This is a genomic window from Cohaesibacter celericrescens (assembly GCF_002866925.1).
GTDB classification, from domain to species: Bacteria; Pseudomonadota; Alphaproteobacteria; order Rhizobiales; family Cohaesibacteraceae; genus Cohaesibacter; species Cohaesibacter celericrescens.
On the sequence record NZ_PKUQ01000010.1, the window covers coordinates 61,563 to 79,430 of the forward strand.

Genomic DNA, 17,868 nt, shown 5'->3' on the forward strand with positions numbered 1-17,868 from the left:
GCGTTTGTCAGGAAAGAAGCTATCTCAAAGAAGTTAATGCAGCGGGAACACGGGTTTTATGAGACAAAAACGCGCGACAAAGTTGCGAACATCATTAACGCATTATGAAGCGCGCGCCATTAGCGAAGCCCTGACCAAGGGTCTTGGGGCTTGCGTGGCCCTGCCTGTTTGGCAGGTTGAATGCGGGCTCGGGCCAATTGCTCGGCTTTTGCAACCGCGGCTCTTGCATCCGGATCATGTTGGATTTGCGCTTTACGCGCACCTGACACAGTCAACTGACCGGTTGAAGCGAGAAAAGTGTAAAGCGCAATTACAGAGTCAGCTTTAGAATAAATTTCAAGTTCCTGCGCATCTAAAAGCGAAACTTCAGCATCCAGAATATCGAGGAAAGAACGTTGACCGGCTTTTTCCTCAATCTTGATACCACGCAAAAGCGCACGGGCAGCTTTCACTTCTGCGCTCGCCTGACGCAAAGTGGCTTGTGCAGCACGATTACGCAGATATTGCTCTTTGGCGTCAGCCTTGATGCGCGCAGCCAAAGCATTGCTAATATATTTGCGCTGGCTATGCTCGGCTTGAGCTTTCTCGACATCTGCAAGACGAGCACCACCATCAAATATTGGCAAGCTTAGACGCAGGGAAAAACTACGTTCAGTCTTAGTCGTTTCAGCCTGACTTGAAGCAAAGTTCCGGCTCACCTCACCGCTGAGATCTATAGACGGGAGGAACGCACCTTTGGCGGCCTTGACCGCATATTCTGTTGCTTTGATATCAGAACGGGAGGAACGCAAATCCGGATGCATTCGCAGAGCCTTATTCGCGGCTTCCTCTTTTGTTTTGGGCATATAGCGAATGGGCATTTCCGGATAGATCAATTCACCCGGCTTGTATCCCACCAAAGATTCATAGCGGCCCGCAGCTCCACCCAAATCAGCAAGAGCCCCTTCCAACGAGGCTTTTGCGCGATAAAGCAGCACTTCGGTTTTGGAAAGATCAGTCCGCGTAAGTTCTCCTGCGCGTATTCGGGCCAACGTTGCACGCCGTTGCTTTTCCAGATTAGACAAATGCTGACGTCGCAAATTGATCATGCGCCGTGCAGCGTAAACATCCATGTAAGCTTTAACCGCTTCTAACAAAATTTGTCGTTCGCGATTGCGCACTTGATAGGCACTAGAGCGCTCTTCATATTTTGATTTGATCAAATTGTTTCGCGTTTGGAACCCGTTGAACAGACGCTGACTGGCAGACACACCATATTGGCTTGTCCGTGTACGGGTGGTCGATCCGCTCTTGAGTCTTTCCTTGGTCAGGGAATGAGAGCCAAAGGCATCGATTTGAGGCATAAAAGCCGAGCGCGTTTTTTTTGTGGATGCCCGTTTTACATCAAGACCTGCTTCTTCTGCGCGAATGTCTGGATTGTTATCATAAACATCATAGAGCATTTGAGAAAGATTGTCGGCCCGCACGCCTTCGGCACCCAGCACCGACAGGCCTAAAACAGCCGCGAATACAGCACACGAAAGACGCAGCAATCTCTGGACCAACACACGCATGGCACCCTGATGTAATTTGTTCATGCTGCCAGTGACAACCATGTCTTTTTCCCCATATGGGATGTCGTATTGACTATTTCCGCTCAACCATGTCTGCGATTTCCGCGCAAACTAAAGCACAGGACCACAGTCTAACTAATAGGTATTTATGGTTAAAAAAGAGATAAAACAGTCTCGGCGAGACCCGTTATCCTAGCGCTCTGAAAAAGCCACATCCATCGATCGGTAAACCGGTTTGAGCAGATAGCGCGCAAGGGATTTCTTGCCAGTAACAATATCTGCTGTGACAACCATTCCAGGCAACACGGGGTAAGGTATGCCATTGCGTAACAGGAAATTGTCCTTCAAGGAAACCTGAACTTTAAAGTAAGGGTCCCCCCGTTCATCTTCAAACGAAGTGGCGGAAATGGTTTTAACATGCCCATCAAGGCTGCCAAACACATAGGGATCAAAGGTTGAAACCGTAATCTTGGCTTCTGCGCCTTTATGAATATGACCAATGTCTTTGGGCTGAACACGCACATCCGCCACGATTTTCCGATCATCGGGCACGATACGCGCGACAACTTCCCCAGACCGGACAACAGCACCGATTGTATTGATCGCCAATTCCTGAACGATACCATCACGGGGAGAAACCAGATCAAGGCTCTCTACTCTGTCTTGCTGTTTGGTAAGAATACGTTCGAGCTCCGCCAATTCACCCGCATTTTTGGTCCGTTCCTTGGCCAATTCACTGCGCAAAACCGCGCGGGTCTGTTCCAACTGAATTTCGGCTTCGGTTGCTTGTTCTCGTGTGGTGGCAATTTTGCCTTCCAGCGCATAAAGACGCACACGCGCCTCTTCAAGTGCGGCTTGAGCTTCCAGCACGGAACGGCGCGAGGCATATTGCTGACGCAGCAATTTTTCCAGACTGCTAAATTGCTCTTGAGCGATCTCAATTCGTTTTTCGACACTTTTCTTCTCGGACAAAGCGGCATTAAATTCTGCTTTGCGGCGCACCAACTGCGAGGCTACTTTGGCTTCTTCGCGATTGATGCGGGTTTTCTCGGAGAGAAAAACAGAAAATTGCGACTGTGCCAAGGCCGGATAAACGCGCATATCGCGACGAAAATCAGGGCGTTCACTCCCGTCCATCAAGGCATCAAGACTGGCAACAGACATGCGCAGAGAGGCCGCACGGATAGCCAATTGATCCCGTTCACTTTCGGTCGCGGTGGAGCGCAGCTTGACCAAAGGCTGCCCGGCCTTAACCCGGTCTCCTTCAGCAACAAGTACTTTTTCGATATATCCCCCTTCCAAATGCTGCACCATCTGCACAGAACCAGAAGGTTGAACCTGCCCGCTGGCATGGGTCACTTCAAGCACCGAAGTGATGAAGGTCCACGCGATAAAGGCCAACAGAAAGACAAGACATCCAGACACCACATAAGCAAAAAGCTGCGGAGGCTGTTCAGCCTCCAATGCCAAAGGCAAGGTCAGCGTCTTCGCATCAAGATCAACTCTTTTGGGTTTAAAAAATTTCACCAAAACAACCCCAGTGTCCCCTTGCTGGCACACACACGCTCAGCAAGTCCAAAATTCACACCGCACTATATCATTCTTAACGTTAATACTGTCTTGCTGCGAAGCTTCTTGCCCCTACTTAAGTTTCATCACGCAACGGATTTATTAAACGCATCCAGCTGTGGCAGGACCTGTTCGGGAGGACCATTGAGTATGATCTGTCCTTCATGAAGAACGATGACCCGATCCGCGTCTTTCATATGGCTTGGTCTCTGGGTGGTAAACAAAATGGTCGATTTCCCACGCTTCTCAGCCAGAAGCTGCATGAACTTGCGGTCGGCATCAAAATCGAGGTAGTTCGCCGGTTCGTCGAGAAAATAGTAAGTTGCACTCTTGCTAAAGCTTCGGCAGAGCAACAGCTTCTGCTTAAAACTGTCTGGCATTTGATGCACCAGCTCGGTTTTAAGCCGGGTTTGCAACCCTTCCGGCAGGTTGGGATGGGCCTGATTGATATCGAAATGCTCCATCAATCTCAGAATTTCCTTATGATCTGCCTTTGGATCATTAAGATGGAAATTCTGCTCAACCGTGCCGTAAAAGAAGGTTGGATGATCGGGTTGGTAGCTGATTTCAAACCGCAATTCCCCCATGTCGATCTGCCGGATGTCCAAATGGTCAAATCCAACCGCTCCCGCGACAGGCCGATACAATCCGGCAAGCAATTTCAGAAACGTTGACTTCCCGCCACCGCTAGGGCCTGTAATGGCAACTATCTCACCGGGCTTGATTGTCACATTGGCACTTTTGATGGCCGCATCGGAGGCTTGCGGATACCGGAATGACAGATTTTTGGTGGTAATATGACCAGCAAAATTGCGAGATATACTCGGGATGACACCGGGGGTACGTTCTGGCTGCATTCGCATCAGATTGTTGACCATCCGGATGGCTTCAATCAACTTACCAACTCGCGACAAGCTTAGAAACGCATTTTGCAGCGGTGATAAAACGCGCCAGATTAATGCCATAATCGCGATCAGGCCACCAACCCCCAAATCACCAGCCATAACCATCATGGTTCCCACACCGAGCGTACATAGACCTGCGGCCATCGAAAACGCCTGACTGACAATTTGAATTTTCTGCGAAAAATGCTGCGCCCTAAAATCAAGAGCCGCAAAGCTGGCAGCCGATTGTTCATAGCGCTGTTGCCATATTTCCCCACCCCCGACATTGCGAATTTCGCGATGCATAAGAAACAGTTCCATCATAACATTCTGTTTTTGGGACTTGGCGTCCCCCGACTGCATGGTCTGACGTTTTGCAATGGGCACGGTTACGATGGCCAGAATTGTATAGGCCACAAGCAGGACCGCCGGTATCACGGCAATCCAACCGCCAATGATGGCGATTGCAATAATAAACACAAACACAAAGGGCAGATCCAGCACAGCTGTGCCGAAGGACCCAAGAAAAATTTCGCGCAGCTTCTCGAATTGCCGCAAGCGAGACAACTGTGACCCCATCGAAGCATTCTGCATCATCGCATAGGGCATATAGAGCAAACGCTGGAAGACTTCCACAGAGAGAGCAGTATCGAACCGTGCACCAATGTAAGCCAATATCCGCGTGCGCAGATGCCGTAATGCATAATCCGCAGTGATGATCAGGCCAATGCCAACCACAAACATGCCCAGACTGGCCGGCGCCTTGGAGGGAATCGCATATCCATAAACAGACATGATGAAAATTGGCACGGCCATCGCAGCGAGATTGATGCCAAAATTGATCACAAACAACGATAAAAACAGCCTCCGAAAAGAAGCCGCAGCGTGTGTGACCCAGCCAAAGGACTGCACAAACCGCTTCTGACTGGCAATGTCTACCGGCTTGATCAGGTAAATCGTTTCCGTACGGTCCAAACAGTTGAGCGTTTTCTCCTCGCCCGTGGCTCCGCAAAAGCTATTGATCGTGCCTTCACCGTGATTAACCGACAACAGAATATGCACGATGCCCGTTTTATCTTCAAACAAGCAAGGCAGTTTTTCCTGTGAGAGCGATGATAGCCTCACTTGGTCTGCCACTGCGACAAAATTTAGCCGCGTCAAGACGGCCTTGAGGCCTGTCAAATCGTTTACGGTGTTAAAATGGGGCAAGACTTGAGCCAAATGCCGCCCATCGCCACCCCAACCCATCAGTGGGAGCAAGACCTGCAAACAACGTCCAGCGGAACTGCCGTAATCAATACCATTCCAGCGTTCATTGATTCCCAAAAGGGTTTCATAGTCCGAATATTCGTTGTAGGGCACCGCAACATCGGGTTCTACAGGCTCGGCCTGAAGGCCGATTTCTACCGCAGGTGCGATTGGCAAAGTCTCTTGGACGCTTGCCTCCGCAGACATAATTCCCTTGTCGACAGGTAAGCTCGCAAACTCTTTTTCCGCCGAATAGTTGGCCAAACCCTGAAGCGACACCTCACCATGTTTCACTTGCTGCGCGACATCTGACAAGCGCGCATTCGGAGAGATTTCGCCTCTTTGAGGGCGCGGCATATCCCCTTGGAACATACGAGGAAGCGCCATTTTCTGTTTCGTTGGCGCCTTCCCTATCGGCGCGACAGTCATCTTGGGGCCAGCCGTTGATTTACCATCGAAAGGCATAGAACGATCCGTTGGGGCCGATTTTTCATGTGTTTTATCGTTCATGCGGACATTCCCAGTGTTGACGCCGCCGTTGGCATGGCTTTTGCGATGCCATTCCCCTTAGCTTGGGCTTGGGTCGCTTGGTATGGGTGGTCCTCACGGTTCTGTAGCGCCCCGTCTATGAGAATATATTGCCGCTCTGCAAGAGCGAGGAAGGACGGGCGATTGGACAGGAAAACAATCGTCATCGTTCCTCGCAATTGTTCAAGCCCCTTGCGCAGAAGATTGTCGGCACGCTGATCGAGCAATGCATTGGCTTCCTCCAGAATGAGGATACGAGGCTGCTGCGCAATGGCACGCGCGATACATATGCGTTGCCTGAAGCTAGGTGGCAATGTCTCATTGCCACCGGTCCCGATCATCATATCATAGCCATGAGGCAGCTGCTGAATGTCACTTTCAAGCCCAATCAACTGGGCTGCGGCACGAGCTTGTTGCAGACCGTCTCGCGTCTTGAAGAGAGTAAGATTATCCAGAATACTTCCACTAAAAATAGCGGGGCTGTTTGGTACATAGGCGATGGAGTCTGTCAGATCAGCATCAACAAGATCGTAAATGCTACGCCCGCCAATCATCAATTCACCCGCATCTGGTTTAGCGACGCCTCGGAGCATTCTCAAGAACTGATGGTCATCTCTTGGCTGGTTGCCTTTAATGCCGATAATCGACCCGTTCGGGATGTCGAGTGAAATGGTGTAAGCCTGATCATCCTCATTCATACTTGAGGCCATGGTGACATGTTTCAGAACCACAGCCCCTGTTTGCAAGTTAGCTTTCTCTATTTTCCGGTCAGGCTCCGGGTTGATAGTAAGCAGAGCATCCACATTTTTTTTGACCAGATCAAAGTTGCTCATCTCGCTCCAGGATCGAACAGAGCGCACCAAAACCTCCACAGCGCGCCCACCCAAAAGCAGGCAGCACGCCAATGAACCGATGGACTGAGTGCCCTGTATCACCAAAAGGGCGCCACTTGTGACGATGGTTACCATGGTAACTGCAGCAAAAGCAGCGGAGAGCGACTGGGTTGCCCCGTCAAGTTTAACGGACTGATGAAAGGCAACTGCAATGGATTCCTGCAACCTTTCATAGCGACGCATCATTTGCGGTTCACATGACATGGTTTTGATGGTTTCGACACCCGAAAGGGCCTCGATTACAAAATCATATTTGCGGCGGTCCAGCTGCTGGCGTTCATCTTGCAGTATTTGTATGTCTTGCGCTCTTGCAAGCAGCCTCCAAGCGAAAATCGCAAATAGTCCAACCAGCAAACTTGCAATCAAGGGGCTAACGATCGCCATCACACCCAGAAAAACAAAAATGAACGGCAAATCAACCAACCCCATACGGGCGGGTCCAGCGAACATTCTCGATGTCGCCGAAAGAGCATTCATTCGATCGATGTGAGTGCTAGCAGCATCATTTTCCAACGCTGACGGAGGAGCCAACAACGCGCGTCGGACGGCTTCAACACCCGCAACATAATCAATATAGGAAGCAGACCAGCCAGAAATATGGGATCTCATAACCTTAAGCATGGTGTCAACCACCATCACAACAAACAAACCGGCCATGAGATAGAACAAGGTGTTGTAAGACATATTCGGGATGATGCGATCATAAATCTGCAAGATCACCAACGGCATACCCAACCCAAGCATATTGATCACAAATGACGCAGCAATGATCCGTCTTGGCACGCGGATCAAATGCGCAAACCAGGAATCTTGCATGGATTTTGGGGGATTAAAAACTTCATGCAGACGTGCCCATGCAGACTGCTGCCGGCCAGAAACACCCTTTTCGCTGTCTGATCGATATGGAGTCGTCATCCCGAGGATCTCTTTCGCAACATACGCCAGCCCGCCGAATAGGGTCCAAACGTCGCAGATGAAAATTCTTGCGTCCCCTCTATATGCCCTTAATTCTGTTGACCATTCCTTAACCAACACTGCAATTATCCGACAAAATAAGGCTATGCCGGCCACTTTTACTTCGTCGTAACCATGCCTGCAAACAAGCGCTTAATCACACTGGATATAATGTCGATGCCAAATACCTGACCGTTCTAGGTCGTGAAGATTGAGGATCACGGAAATGGCTGACACCAAGACCCCGGATATTAAGACAAGCAACGACGTGGCAAAGCATGAGGCCAATCGCGCTCAACAGACGATGCAAAAAGCCAACGCGGAAAAGACCACAAGCGACTATGATACCGGCGATGTGCTTGCCTCCCGTCAGGATATCCTCAATCCGAATTTGCACTATGGTCTGGCCAATGACGCCGAAGTTTTGATGCCTGAAACGCAAGGTGGAGCAGCACAAAATTCGGGCGACTATGTGCCATCAGCCCAATCAGGCAGCTATTCGGGATCTTCGATCCCAACCACACAGAATGAGGGATCCTTTGCAAATGGTTCTCTGACCGGATTGTCAGCTCCGTCAGACGATATCGCACAGGACAATGCACCTGAAAGCCGGTCCCTCAATCATGACACAACAGAACCAAAAGAGCGTGCGCAACCAAACGGTCAGGGTGAACAGCCTTTAGCATCATCAGCAACAGCAGCATCACTTTCATCGGGCTCCTCAAGCGGAGGCAGCTCAACGACACAAGGTTCGGCAGAACACGTCAATCATTTGGTCCAAGCGAAAGACAGCTCAGAGACAACTTCCGAGAATGTAAATCTGAACGGCAATGCCACCGCATCCGATCTGGATGGCGACAGTATCAGCTACAGCCTTGATGGACAGCCAGCGCAAGGCACCGTCACACTGAATGCAGATGGCTCCTACAGCTTTGCACCCGGCACAGACTTTGATGATCTAGCCGTTGGAGAAAGCCGCACAATCTCCTTTGACTTCACAGCAGATGACGGCAATGGCTCAACCGACACCGGTACCATATCCATTGAAGTCACCGGTACCAATGATGCGCCGACAGCGATAGATCTGAATTCTTCAAACAATGGCATCAGTCTCAATGAAGATAGCGGCAACAATGCCTTTGTTTCGGTCAGTGAAAATGGCGACATTTTAGGCGACCAGAGCCAGTTTACCGTCGAAATAACATTTAGCGTATCTGAGGAAGCTGGCCACTTTACTCCCCTGCTGTCCTATTCGGCGGGTACCAATCAAAATGATTTTTTGGTCGGATCGCACAGCGGCGAAGGTGTTTTGAGCGTCTATTTGAACAATCAGAAGATTACCACCTCTATTCCCAATTCAAGCATCTATGATGGGGGAACGCATGATTTGGCCGTGGTGCGAGATTCTGATGATGGATCTCTGGACATCTATATTGATGGCCAGCTGGAATATTCGGTCGACAATTTGCAAACTGGCGTCAATTTGACATCAGGTGGCACCATCGTGCTCGGCCAAGAGCAGGATAGTGTAGGTGGCTCATTTGCGACCAATCAGGTTTTCGTTGGTGATATAGATGAAGTCGCCATTTTTTCCCAAGCTCGAGATATATCTCAGATCCAAGACGATGCGACCAACGGCATCGATTCGACAGACGCCGGTCTCAATGCACATTGGGGCTTCAGCGGTCTTGACCCATTGGCCGACCTTTCTGGTAACGACCACGATCTTTCCGAAGGGCATGTTGAGGGTAGCTCTTGGTCTGAAAGCTCCATTGTCTATAATCAGGCAGTGTCCGAGAACAACGCAGGCGCCATCATTGGTACCCTCACGTCAACCGATGTGGACACCAGCGATACTCACAGCTACACCGTCTCGGATGATCGTTTTGAAGTGGTCGACGATGGTGCGGGCAACATGCAGCTCAAACTCAAGGACGGCGTATCGCTGGATCATGAAGCAGAAGCATCTGTAACCCTCACCATAACATCCGATGACGGCAACGGCGGCACTCTGGATCAGGANNNGGCAACATGCAGCTCAAGCTCAAGGACGGCGTATCGCTGGATCATGAAGCAGAAGCATCTGTGACCCTCTCCGTCACCTCCAATGATGGCAACGGTGGCACTCTCGATCAGAACTTCACTATCAATGTGGCTGACCTCAATGAAGCGGTCACCGCCAATGACGGGACTGGCACGACTTCCGAGAATGTAACTCTGAACGGCAATGCCACCGCATCCGATCTGGATGGTGACAGTATCAGCTACAGCCTTGATGGACAGCCAGACCAAGGCACCGTCACACTGAATGCAGATGGCTCCTACAGCTTTGCACCCGGCACAGACTTTGATGATCTAGCCGTTGGAGAAAGCCGCACAATCTCCTTTGACTTCACAGCAGATGACGGCAACGGCTCAACNTTCACAGCAGATGATGGCAATGGCCTAACGGACACCGGCACCATATCCATTGAAGTCACCGGTACCAATGATGCGCCGACAGCGATAGATCTGAATTCTTCAAACAATGGCATCAGTCTCAATGAAGATAGCGGCAACAATGCCTTTGTTTCGGTCAGTGAAAATGGCGACATTTTAGGCGACCAGAGCCAGTTTACCGTCGAAATAACATTTAGCGTATCTGAGGAAGCTGGCCACTTTACTCCCCTGCTGTCCTANTGATGTCTCACTGGATCATGAGACAGAGCCCAACGTCACTCTTACCATTACTTCAGATGATGGTAATGGCGGAACCGCCTCGGATGACTTCACGATCAACGTGGCAGACCTTAATGAAGCACCGGTACTTTCTCACGAGGCGGACAATCTGCAAGACTTTGAGAGTGATGCTGACGGTTGGTCCAACACGACACGCACCGATGATGGGTCGTCAAACACCATCCTTGGCCGCTTTGGCTTTGAAAGCGGCATGGAAGGGACCTCAACGTCTTTGACAACACCTGACGCAGCCGAAAGCACCGTTATTGAATTTGATCTTCTCGAAATTGATAGCTGGGACGGACGAGGTGATAATTATAGTGGCAATTCCGGCGCAGAGATGATCATCATTGAAGTCGCTGGCGAGACCATTGAAATACCAATGGATTTCAACTGGAGCAATGAAACGGCTTCGGGCACATCTGGTAATGTTTCCTGGACACTGGTCACCAATGACGAAAACACCAATGACATGTTCGGGGGGTACAATGATCAGGTCCATCAGGTCCAGATCACCGTCAACAATCCTGATAGTGCCATTGATTTCAGCATATCCAGTTCACTGGACCAATCAATTGCCGACGAAGCTTTCGGCATCGACAATGTGCGGATAAGCAACTTTGATGCTGACGGCAATGAATTGCTGACCGTGTCAGAAAATGACACCGGAGCCTCCATTGCGATCTTGTCCGTAGCCGATCCAGATGAGGGTGACAGCCATACATATGCCGTTTCAGACGAGCGTTTTGAAGTTGTAGAACAAGACGGCCAGATGACGCTGAAACTCAAGGATGGCAACAGCCTTGATCATGAAGTGGAAGACACGGTCGACGTGGTTGTGACAGTAACCGATAGTGGTGGACTAAGTGACAGCCAGACACTGACGATCAATGTCGGTGATGTTAATGAAGCGCCATCTCTCAGCGCGGATGGCTCCTTTAACTTCCTCTATAACGGAAGCTTTGAGAGCTTCAGCAATGGGGAACATGGAGGAGGAGACGGCACAGGCTGGTATCAAGGCGCAACCATTGACGGTTGGACCCAGACCGATATTGATGTCCATGAAGCAGGGCATATGGGACTAGGAGCCTCCGACGGCGACTATCACGTTGACCTTGCCGGCGAGACCAACGGTGAATTGAGCCGCGTAATGGACGGGCTTAAAGATGGCGACGAATACACTGTCACATTGGACCTGAAATCTCGCGGAGCAGACGGAAGCGGTAAGGGCAGCGCCGAGGATGCGGCAGGCCAAAGCGTGGTTCAGGTCAGCTGGAATGGGGAAGTAATCGCCACCATAGATCCTTCTGTCGACGGCATGGGCTGGAACAGTTATGCCTTGAACATCACAGCTGGGTCGGGCGACGGCTCTGATACGATCACCTTCACCGAGATAGGCAGCGACAATAACTACGGCACCATTTTGGATAATTTCCAAATCACCGACAGTGATGGCTTTGGTGTTTTGGAGAATGAAACTGGCGCGGAAATTGCGGTCTTGGGTGTAACAGACCCCGACGATGCAGACACCCACACCTATAGTGTTTCTGACGACCGTTTTGAAGTGGTCGACAACGGGTCCGGTTCAACGGTTCTCAAACTCAAAGATGGCAACAGCCTTGATCATGAGACCGAAGCGACACTCGACGTCACAGTGACGGTCACCGATAGCGGCGGATTGAGTGACAGCCAGACGTTGACCATTGACGTAGGAGATCTCAATGAAGCCGTCACAGCAAACGATGGCACTAGCACCACGTCTGAGAATGCGTCCTTGAAAGGCACGGCCACCGCATCCGATCTGGATGGTGACAGCATCACTTACAGCCTGTCCGCCGGTCCTACGCAAGGTTCGGTCACGGTCAATGCAGATGGCTCCTACAGCTTTGTACCCGGCACAGATTTTGATGATCTTGCCGTTGGCGAAAGCCGCACAGTCTCCTTTGACTTCACAGCAGATGATGGCAATGGCTTAACGGACACCGGCACTATATCGATTGAAGTTACCGGCACCAATGATGCACCAACAGCCGTCGATCTGACAGCAAGCGATGTTACTGAAAACAATGCAGGCGCAGTGATTGGCACTCTGTCTTCCTCCGATGCGGACACCAGTGACACTCACAGCTACACCGTCTCGGACCGCCGCTTTGAGGTAGCTGATGATGGCGCAGGCAACATGCAGCTCAAACTCAAAGATGGTGTATCGCTGAATCACGAGACGGAAGAGTCTGTAACCCTCACCGTAACCTCCAATGACGGCAATGGCGGCAGCTTTGATCAAGACTTCACCATTAACGTCGCCGATGTCAATGAAGCAGTCACCGCCTATGACTACAGTTACAATATTTCTGAGGGTCAAAACCTAGGGCATTCAATGATGGCGAATGACGTGGATGGAGATCAGGCAAGCTTCAAGATCGTCGACGGTCCGAGCCACGGCTCTATTGCGTTTAATTCGAACCCGTCCATGGCCGGAGAAACACGGACCAATCAAGGGTTCCAATTCAGCACCGGATCTGATTTTGACGATTTGGCAGCAGGAGAAACGCGGACTGTTACAGTCGACTTTGAAGCTGCTGATGGCAATGGATCGACAGATACGGGCACGCTAACCTTCAACGTAGCAGGCACCAATGATGGACCAACGGCAGTAGACCTTTCGTCCTCTTCTGTGACTGAGAACAACGCAGGCGCGGTGATCGGCACACTGTCAACCACGGACGTCGACACATCCGATACGCATACGTATTCAGTCTCCGATGACCGCTTTGAAGTCGTCGATGATGGCGCGGGCAACATGCAGTTAAAACTCAAAGATCGTGTAGCGCTGGATCATGAAACAGAAGAAAACATTGCCCTCACAATAACCTCCGATGATGGCAATGGCGGCACGATGTCAGAAGACTTCACCATCGCTGTGGCAGATGTGAATGAAGGAACAAGAGGCCTCTCTATCACCGGCACCTCTATGACGTCTGGGCAAGCTGGCGTTATAAACACAACCAATTGGTCTGATACCGAGAATGGATATACCGTAACCGCTCAAAATTTGGTCAATGGTGAACTGAGCGAGGCCAGCGCCGCAAATATCGACACTTGGGACAGCGGTTTGGGCGCAAACGGCGGCGTCACTCATACCGATAGCGGTATGGACAATCAATTGGCCTACGATTCAGCAACGGGACAATCAGAAACTGTTATTGTTGATTTTGACAAGGATGTGTCTTCTGCAAGTTTTGATTTCCAGCATCTATACTCGTCTGATTATGGCGAGGAAGGGCATTATCAAGCTTATAATGATGGCAAGCTCGTTGGTGAGGGGGACTTTACCGAAACAGGAAGTGGGTCCGGAACCGGCACTGTTGATGTGGCTTTTGATCAGAATTTCGATCAAATTGTCTTTAGCAGCAATATGCAAACAGATGGCAGCAATGGCTCTGATTATCAAATCACCGAAGTGACATATCAAGAAGCCCCCACCGCAGACGGGAATGACGTTCTAACCGGTTCGGAAGGCAATGATAAAATTGCAGGCCTATCAGGCGATGATACCATCACAGGTGGTCTTGGCGATGACATCATGGCCGGAGGGGATGGCAATGACATGTTCCTCTATATGATCGGCGACGGTAGTGACCATATCGACGGGGGTGCCGGAGCAGATTGGACGGACTCCATTGAACTCTTCGCTGCGGATGGGTCGAACTCGACACAAGGGGGAATTGGAGAAGAGATCCCGGCTGGTGATGATTGGACCCTGAATATAACCAGCGGTAGTGTTTCTGACAGCAATGATCACGAGTTTTTGCTCTCCGACGATGCTTCAGGAACAATTGACTTCGCTGATGGTAGCCAGATCGAGTTTGAAAATATCGATCGCATCGCCTGGTAAGTCATACAAAATTTACACTGTTTACAGATAGCCTCTTTTCGCGAAAAAAAGAGGCTATTTTCTTATCTTCATACGTATCAAGACTTGTCATAATTAACAGTATTTTATTGTCACTTCTCTAGAATTACATCAAATAATTAGAAAAGAGGCTCTCAATGCTGGATACAATTTCAGATCTTGCCCGTGAAAAATCGAGCGACAAACGACGCGAACTGCTTGGACGCGTGGCAGACATGTTTTTCGATGGCGCTGAACACCACAGCCAGCATGAGGCCCTCATATTTCGAGATATCGTCCTTAAAATGTTGGATGATGTCGACATGGATGGCCGCGCAGAATTTTCCCAGCGCGTTGCCCCGCAAGAAACACTACCAGCAGACGTTGCACGGCAATTGGCGCAGGATGACGTAACCGTCGCGGGCCCTATGTTGCAACATAGTCCGGTATTGACAGATGAAGATTTTGTCGCATTTTCCCAGACCCTGTCCCAACAGCATTTGGAGAGCATCGCCCAACGAGAGACGCTCAGCGGAACAGTCACCGACGCTTTGATCGAAAATGGAACGCGAGAAGTCTGGCATAAGGTAACGCAAAACCATGGTGCAGAGATTACGCCCAAGGGCTTCGATTCACTGGTAGAAAACGCATCCGGCGATCAGAATTTACAAGCCAGCCTGAGCGCTCGTCCCGATATTACAGAAGCAGCTGCAAAGGCCCTCCTTCCTTTGTTGCCTCCCGAAGGCAAGCGCCGATTAGCCAAGTTGTTTGCAACCAACTCAGAGGCTGCATGCGAATTGGTCGACTTGGCTCAAAAGCGTGTGGTCGCTGAAAAATTTACCGGACGCAAAGGTCGGATAGAAACAAAGATGCTCATTGCCGACGTCAAAGAAGGCAAGGCTGATTTTTCCGAAGTCTTGATACAACTGACCGATGCAAACAGAGGCCCGGATGTCATCCTCCTGTTGGCAGCGATTGCAGACATGGATGAAGCGGTTGTCTCCAATGCCTTTTATCAGGCCAATGAAGACCCGATTGCAATTTTATGCAAATCACTGGACACAAGCGTAGAGGCCTACACAAAGCTTATTGGCATGCGTAGTGAAAAGCTAAAACTCCCACTGAGCGCTGCGGGACGCAGCATCGTACATTATAAAGACCTCGACATTTCATCATCGAGGCGTGCGATGCGGTTTGTACAAATGCGAAACAATCTTGGATAGACTAATCCCATTCAAGATTGAAAACTTATTAAAAAAGGGTGCCCAATGGAGGCACCCTTTTTAGTTTCTAGTGATTCCGATTTTACTTCCGCTCTTAGTCAACCTGCGAAACCAAACCAAGTGAAAGCGGCCCCAACTCCGCCCTATCAGGCAGGCTCGGCACTTTTCTTGTCAGTAGGTTCCTTGGCATCGACTTGCTCTGTAGCGCTCATATTATCAGAGCTCTCAGGGCTCAAAATTTCAGCCAAAGCATCTCGAGACAGCTCGCCCTGCAGTTCGCCTTCTTCATTGACAACAGGGACAGGATGGTCTGCTGAAATAGTCTCAGGCAAAATTTCTTCAAGTGCCGCATCCGGAGCAATCTGAGTAACGTCGTCATAATGCTCTTCGGTCAACTTACCGGTCGCATTTTCCTCATAGGCTTCTTCAAGGCCTTCTTGAGTCAAAGTGCCCTGATAGCCGTCATCGGTCACATGGAAAGCATAATCATCTTTATGCGCTCGCATCTGTTTAAGGGCACCAGCAATGGTTTCCGAAGTGATACGGAAGGTCTGCGGCTGCATCACCGTCTCAACATTAAGCGCACGCGCGCGGTTCACATCCCGCACAAATGCCTCGACATATTCAGTCGCTGGGTTGAGCAAGATTTCTTCCGGTTTGTCGTCTTGCACCAGCTCCCCGTCTTTGAGAATAGCGATAGTGCTACCAAGGCGCAGAGCTTCGTCCAAATCGTGCGTGATAAAGATGATGGTCTTGTGCAACTTCTCTTGCAGCTCGACCAGCTGATCTTGCATCTCGGATCGGATCAGCGGATCCAAAGCGGAAAAAGCTTCATCCATCAACAGGATTTCAGCATTGGTGGCCAGCGCACGAGCAAGCCCAACCCTTTGCTGCTGTCCACCAGACAGCTGGGAAGGATATTGATTTTCATAGCCGCCGAGTCCAACCGTTTCCAGCCACTCAACAGCACGTTCATGCGCTTCCTTTTTCCGAACACCCTGAACTGAAAGGCCAAAAGCGGCGTTATCGAGCACAGTACGGTGAGGCAAAAGACCAAAGCGCTGGAACACCATCGACATTTTGTGACGGCGAAACTGTTCCAATTCAGCTTGGTTCAGGTTCACAACATCCGTGCCGTCCACCAGGATTTGACCTTCGGTAGGATCGATCAAGCGGTTGAAGTGGCGAATGAGAGTCGATTTTCCCGAGCCGGACAGGCCCATGATAACCGAAATTTCGCCTTTCTGGATCTTAAGGTTGATATCTTTAAGACCCAACGTATGACCGGTCTTTGCCAGAATTTCGTCTTTTGAAAGGCCTTCATGAACCAGATGCATATGCTTTTTAGGTTCATTGCCAAACAGTTTGTAAAGCCCTTGGACTTCAATCAGAGGTTCACTCATCAGTGGGCTCCCTTCATATGCTTCTGACTACGCTTTGCATAGGCTTGAGAAACACGATCGAAGATAATCGCTAGTGCAACAATCGCGAGACCGTTGAAAAGGCCGAGCGTGAAATACTGATTGGTAATGGATTTGAGCACGGGTTGGCCCAGCCCCTTCACGCCAATCATAGAAGCAACAACAACCATAGCCAGCGCCATCATAATGGTCTGGTTGATACCAGCCATAATGGTCGGCATAGCCAACGGAATTTGGACGCTAAACAAACGCTGATGCGATGTTGCTCCAAACGCAGTGGCCGCTTCAAGCACCTCTTTGTCAACAAGCCGTATACCAAGATTGGTGAGGCGGATAACAGGAGGGATGGCATAGATCACCACGGCAATCAAACCAGGAATTTTGCCGATCCCGAGCAGCATTACCACCGGAATGAGGTAAACAAAAGCTGGCATTGTCTGCATCACATCCAGAATCGGAGTGAACACCGATTGGGCGCGATCTGATCGCGCCATGATGATGCCAACAGGAATACCAACAAAAATGGAGAGCAACGTACAGACCGTAATCATGGAAAGGGTCCGCATCGTATCTTCCCACATTCCGAAATAACCAATCAGAAACAGAGAAATAACAACGCCGGTCAAAAGCTTCCAAGAGCGGCTGGCGCTGAACACGATGGCTCCGATAACGAAGACAATGATCGGCCAAGGCGTAGTGAGAAGAAGTTTTTCAAACCAGATCAGGAAAGCGAGAAGAGGATCAAATAAGCTTTCGATCACATCGCCATATTCCCGCGAGAAGTTTCGAAAACCACCATCAAGGGTTTTCTTTATTAATAACAAATCCGCTCTATCGAGCTCTGGAAATTGGGTTAGCCATGACGACTCCGCCATTTGCTTCTCTCCGATGTTGTTTCGTTTCGTAGCTGGTTTGCAATGGTAGGCCATTGCGACATGGTGCCGCGAAAAATCCATGTTCTTTTGTGGGTTTCCCCATAGCGTAA

The 17,868-nt window shown here is 50.1% G+C and carries 10 protein-coding genes; 4 read left to right on the forward strand and 6 right to left on the reverse strand.

Features of this window, described 5'->3' with window-relative positions:
* Nucleotides 1–119 precede the first annotated feature (119 nt).
* From C0081_RS05835 to C0081_RS05850, 4 genes are all read right to left on the reverse strand, one after another.
* Nucleotides 120–1,595, reverse strand: coding sequence for a TolC family protein (locus tag C0081_RS05835; protein ID WP_101532877.1), 1,476 nt, complete (start codon nt 1,593–1,595; stop codon nt 120–122).
* 150 nt (nt 1,596–1,745) lie between these two features.
* Nucleotides 1,746–3,080, reverse strand: coding sequence for an HlyD family type I secretion periplasmic adaptor subunit (locus C0081_RS05840; RefSeq protein ID WP_180966774.1), 1,335 nt, complete (start codon nt 3,078–3,080; stop codon nt 1,746–1,748).
* A gap of 128 nt (nt 3,081–3,208) precedes the next feature.
* Nucleotides 3,209–5,764 (reverse strand): peptidase domain-containing ABC transporter, encoded by a 2,556-nt coding sequence (locus C0081_RS05845; protein ID WP_101532879.1) that lies wholly within the window; start codon nt 5,762–5,764, stop codon nt 3,209–3,211.
* Nucleotides 5,761–7,590, reverse strand: coding sequence for an ABC transporter transmembrane domain-containing protein (locus C0081_RS05850; protein ID WP_101532880.1), 1,830 nt, complete (start codon nt 7,588–7,590; stop codon nt 5,761–5,763). The genes C0081_RS05845 and C0081_RS05850 overlap by 4 nt, the downstream gene beginning before the upstream one ends.
* Nucleotides 7,591–8,056: 466 nt before the next feature.
* On the opposite strand from C0081_RS05850, the gene C0081_RS05855 reads away from it, so the two are divergent.
* From C0081_RS05855 to C0081_RS05870, 4 genes are all read left to right on the forward strand, one after another.
* On the forward strand, nt 8,057–9,718 hold the full coding sequence (locus C0081_RS05855; RefSeq protein WP_425349447.1) for a LamG-like jellyroll fold domain-containing protein: 1,662 nt from the start codon (nt 8,057–8,059) through the stop codon (nt 9,716–9,718).
* Nucleotides 9,661–10,311, forward strand: coding sequence for an Ig-like domain-containing protein (locus C0081_RS05860; RefSeq protein ID WP_146006411.1), 651 nt, complete (start codon nt 9,661–9,663; stop codon nt 10,309–10,311). Before C0081_RS05855 ends, C0081_RS05860 begins: the two co-directional genes overlap by 58 nt.
* Before the next feature lie 97 nt (nt 10,312–10,408).
* Nucleotides 10,409–14,242: an Ig-like domain-containing protein gene (locus C0081_RS05865; protein ID WP_101532883.1), complete on the forward strand. Its 3,834-nt coding sequence runs from the start codon at nt 10,409–10,411 to the stop codon at nt 14,240–14,242.
* 155 nt (nt 14,243–14,397) lie between these two features.
* Complete coding sequence (locus C0081_RS05870) at nt 14,398–15,462, forward strand: DUF2336 domain-containing protein (protein ID WP_101532884.1); 1,065 nt, start codon at nt 14,398–14,400, stop codon at nt 15,460–15,462.
* A gap of 146 nt (nt 15,463–15,608) precedes the next feature.
* Here the strand turns inward: C0081_RS05870 and C0081_RS05875 are convergent, their stop codons facing one another.
* Complete coding sequence (locus tag C0081_RS05875) at nt 15,609–16,865, reverse strand: quaternary amine ABC transporter ATP-binding protein (protein ID WP_101532885.1); 1,257 nt, start codon at nt 16,863–16,865, stop codon at nt 15,609–15,611.
* Nucleotides 16,865–17,758, reverse strand: a complete 894-nt coding sequence (locus C0081_RS05880) for an ABC transporter permease (RefSeq protein ID WP_101532920.1) — start codon at nt 17,756–17,758, stop codon at nt 16,865–16,867. The genes C0081_RS05875 and C0081_RS05880 overlap by 1 nt, the downstream gene beginning before the upstream one ends.
* Nucleotides 17,759–17,868: the final 110 nt, after the last annotated feature.

What these genes read in the sequence shown, in the direction of transcription:
- C0081_RS05835 (WP_101532877.1), bottom strand. Translation starts at nt 1,595, where the DNA reads ATGGTTGTCACTGGCAGCATGAACAAATTACATCAGGGTGCCATGCGT.
- C0081_RS05845 (WP_101532879.1), bottom strand. Translation starts at nt 5,764, where the DNA reads ATGAACGATAAAACACATGAAAAATCGGCCCCAACGGATCGTTCTATG.
- C0081_RS05850 (WP_101532880.1), bottom strand. Translation starts at nt 7,590, where the DNA reads ATGACGACTCCATATCGATCAGACAGCGAAAAGGGTGTTTCTGGCCGG.
- C0081_RS05870 (WP_101532884.1), top strand. Translation starts at nt 14,398, where the DNA reads ATGCTGGATACAATTTCAGATCTTGCCCGTGAAAAATCGAGCGACAAA.
- C0081_RS05875 (WP_101532885.1), bottom strand. Translation starts at nt 16,865, where the DNA reads ATGAGTGAACCTCTGATTGAAGTCCAAGGGCTTTACAAACTGTTTGGC.
- C0081_RS05880 (WP_101532920.1), bottom strand. Translation starts at nt 17,758, where the DNA reads ATGGCGGAGTCGTCATGGCTAACCCAATTTCCAGAGCTCGATAGAGCG.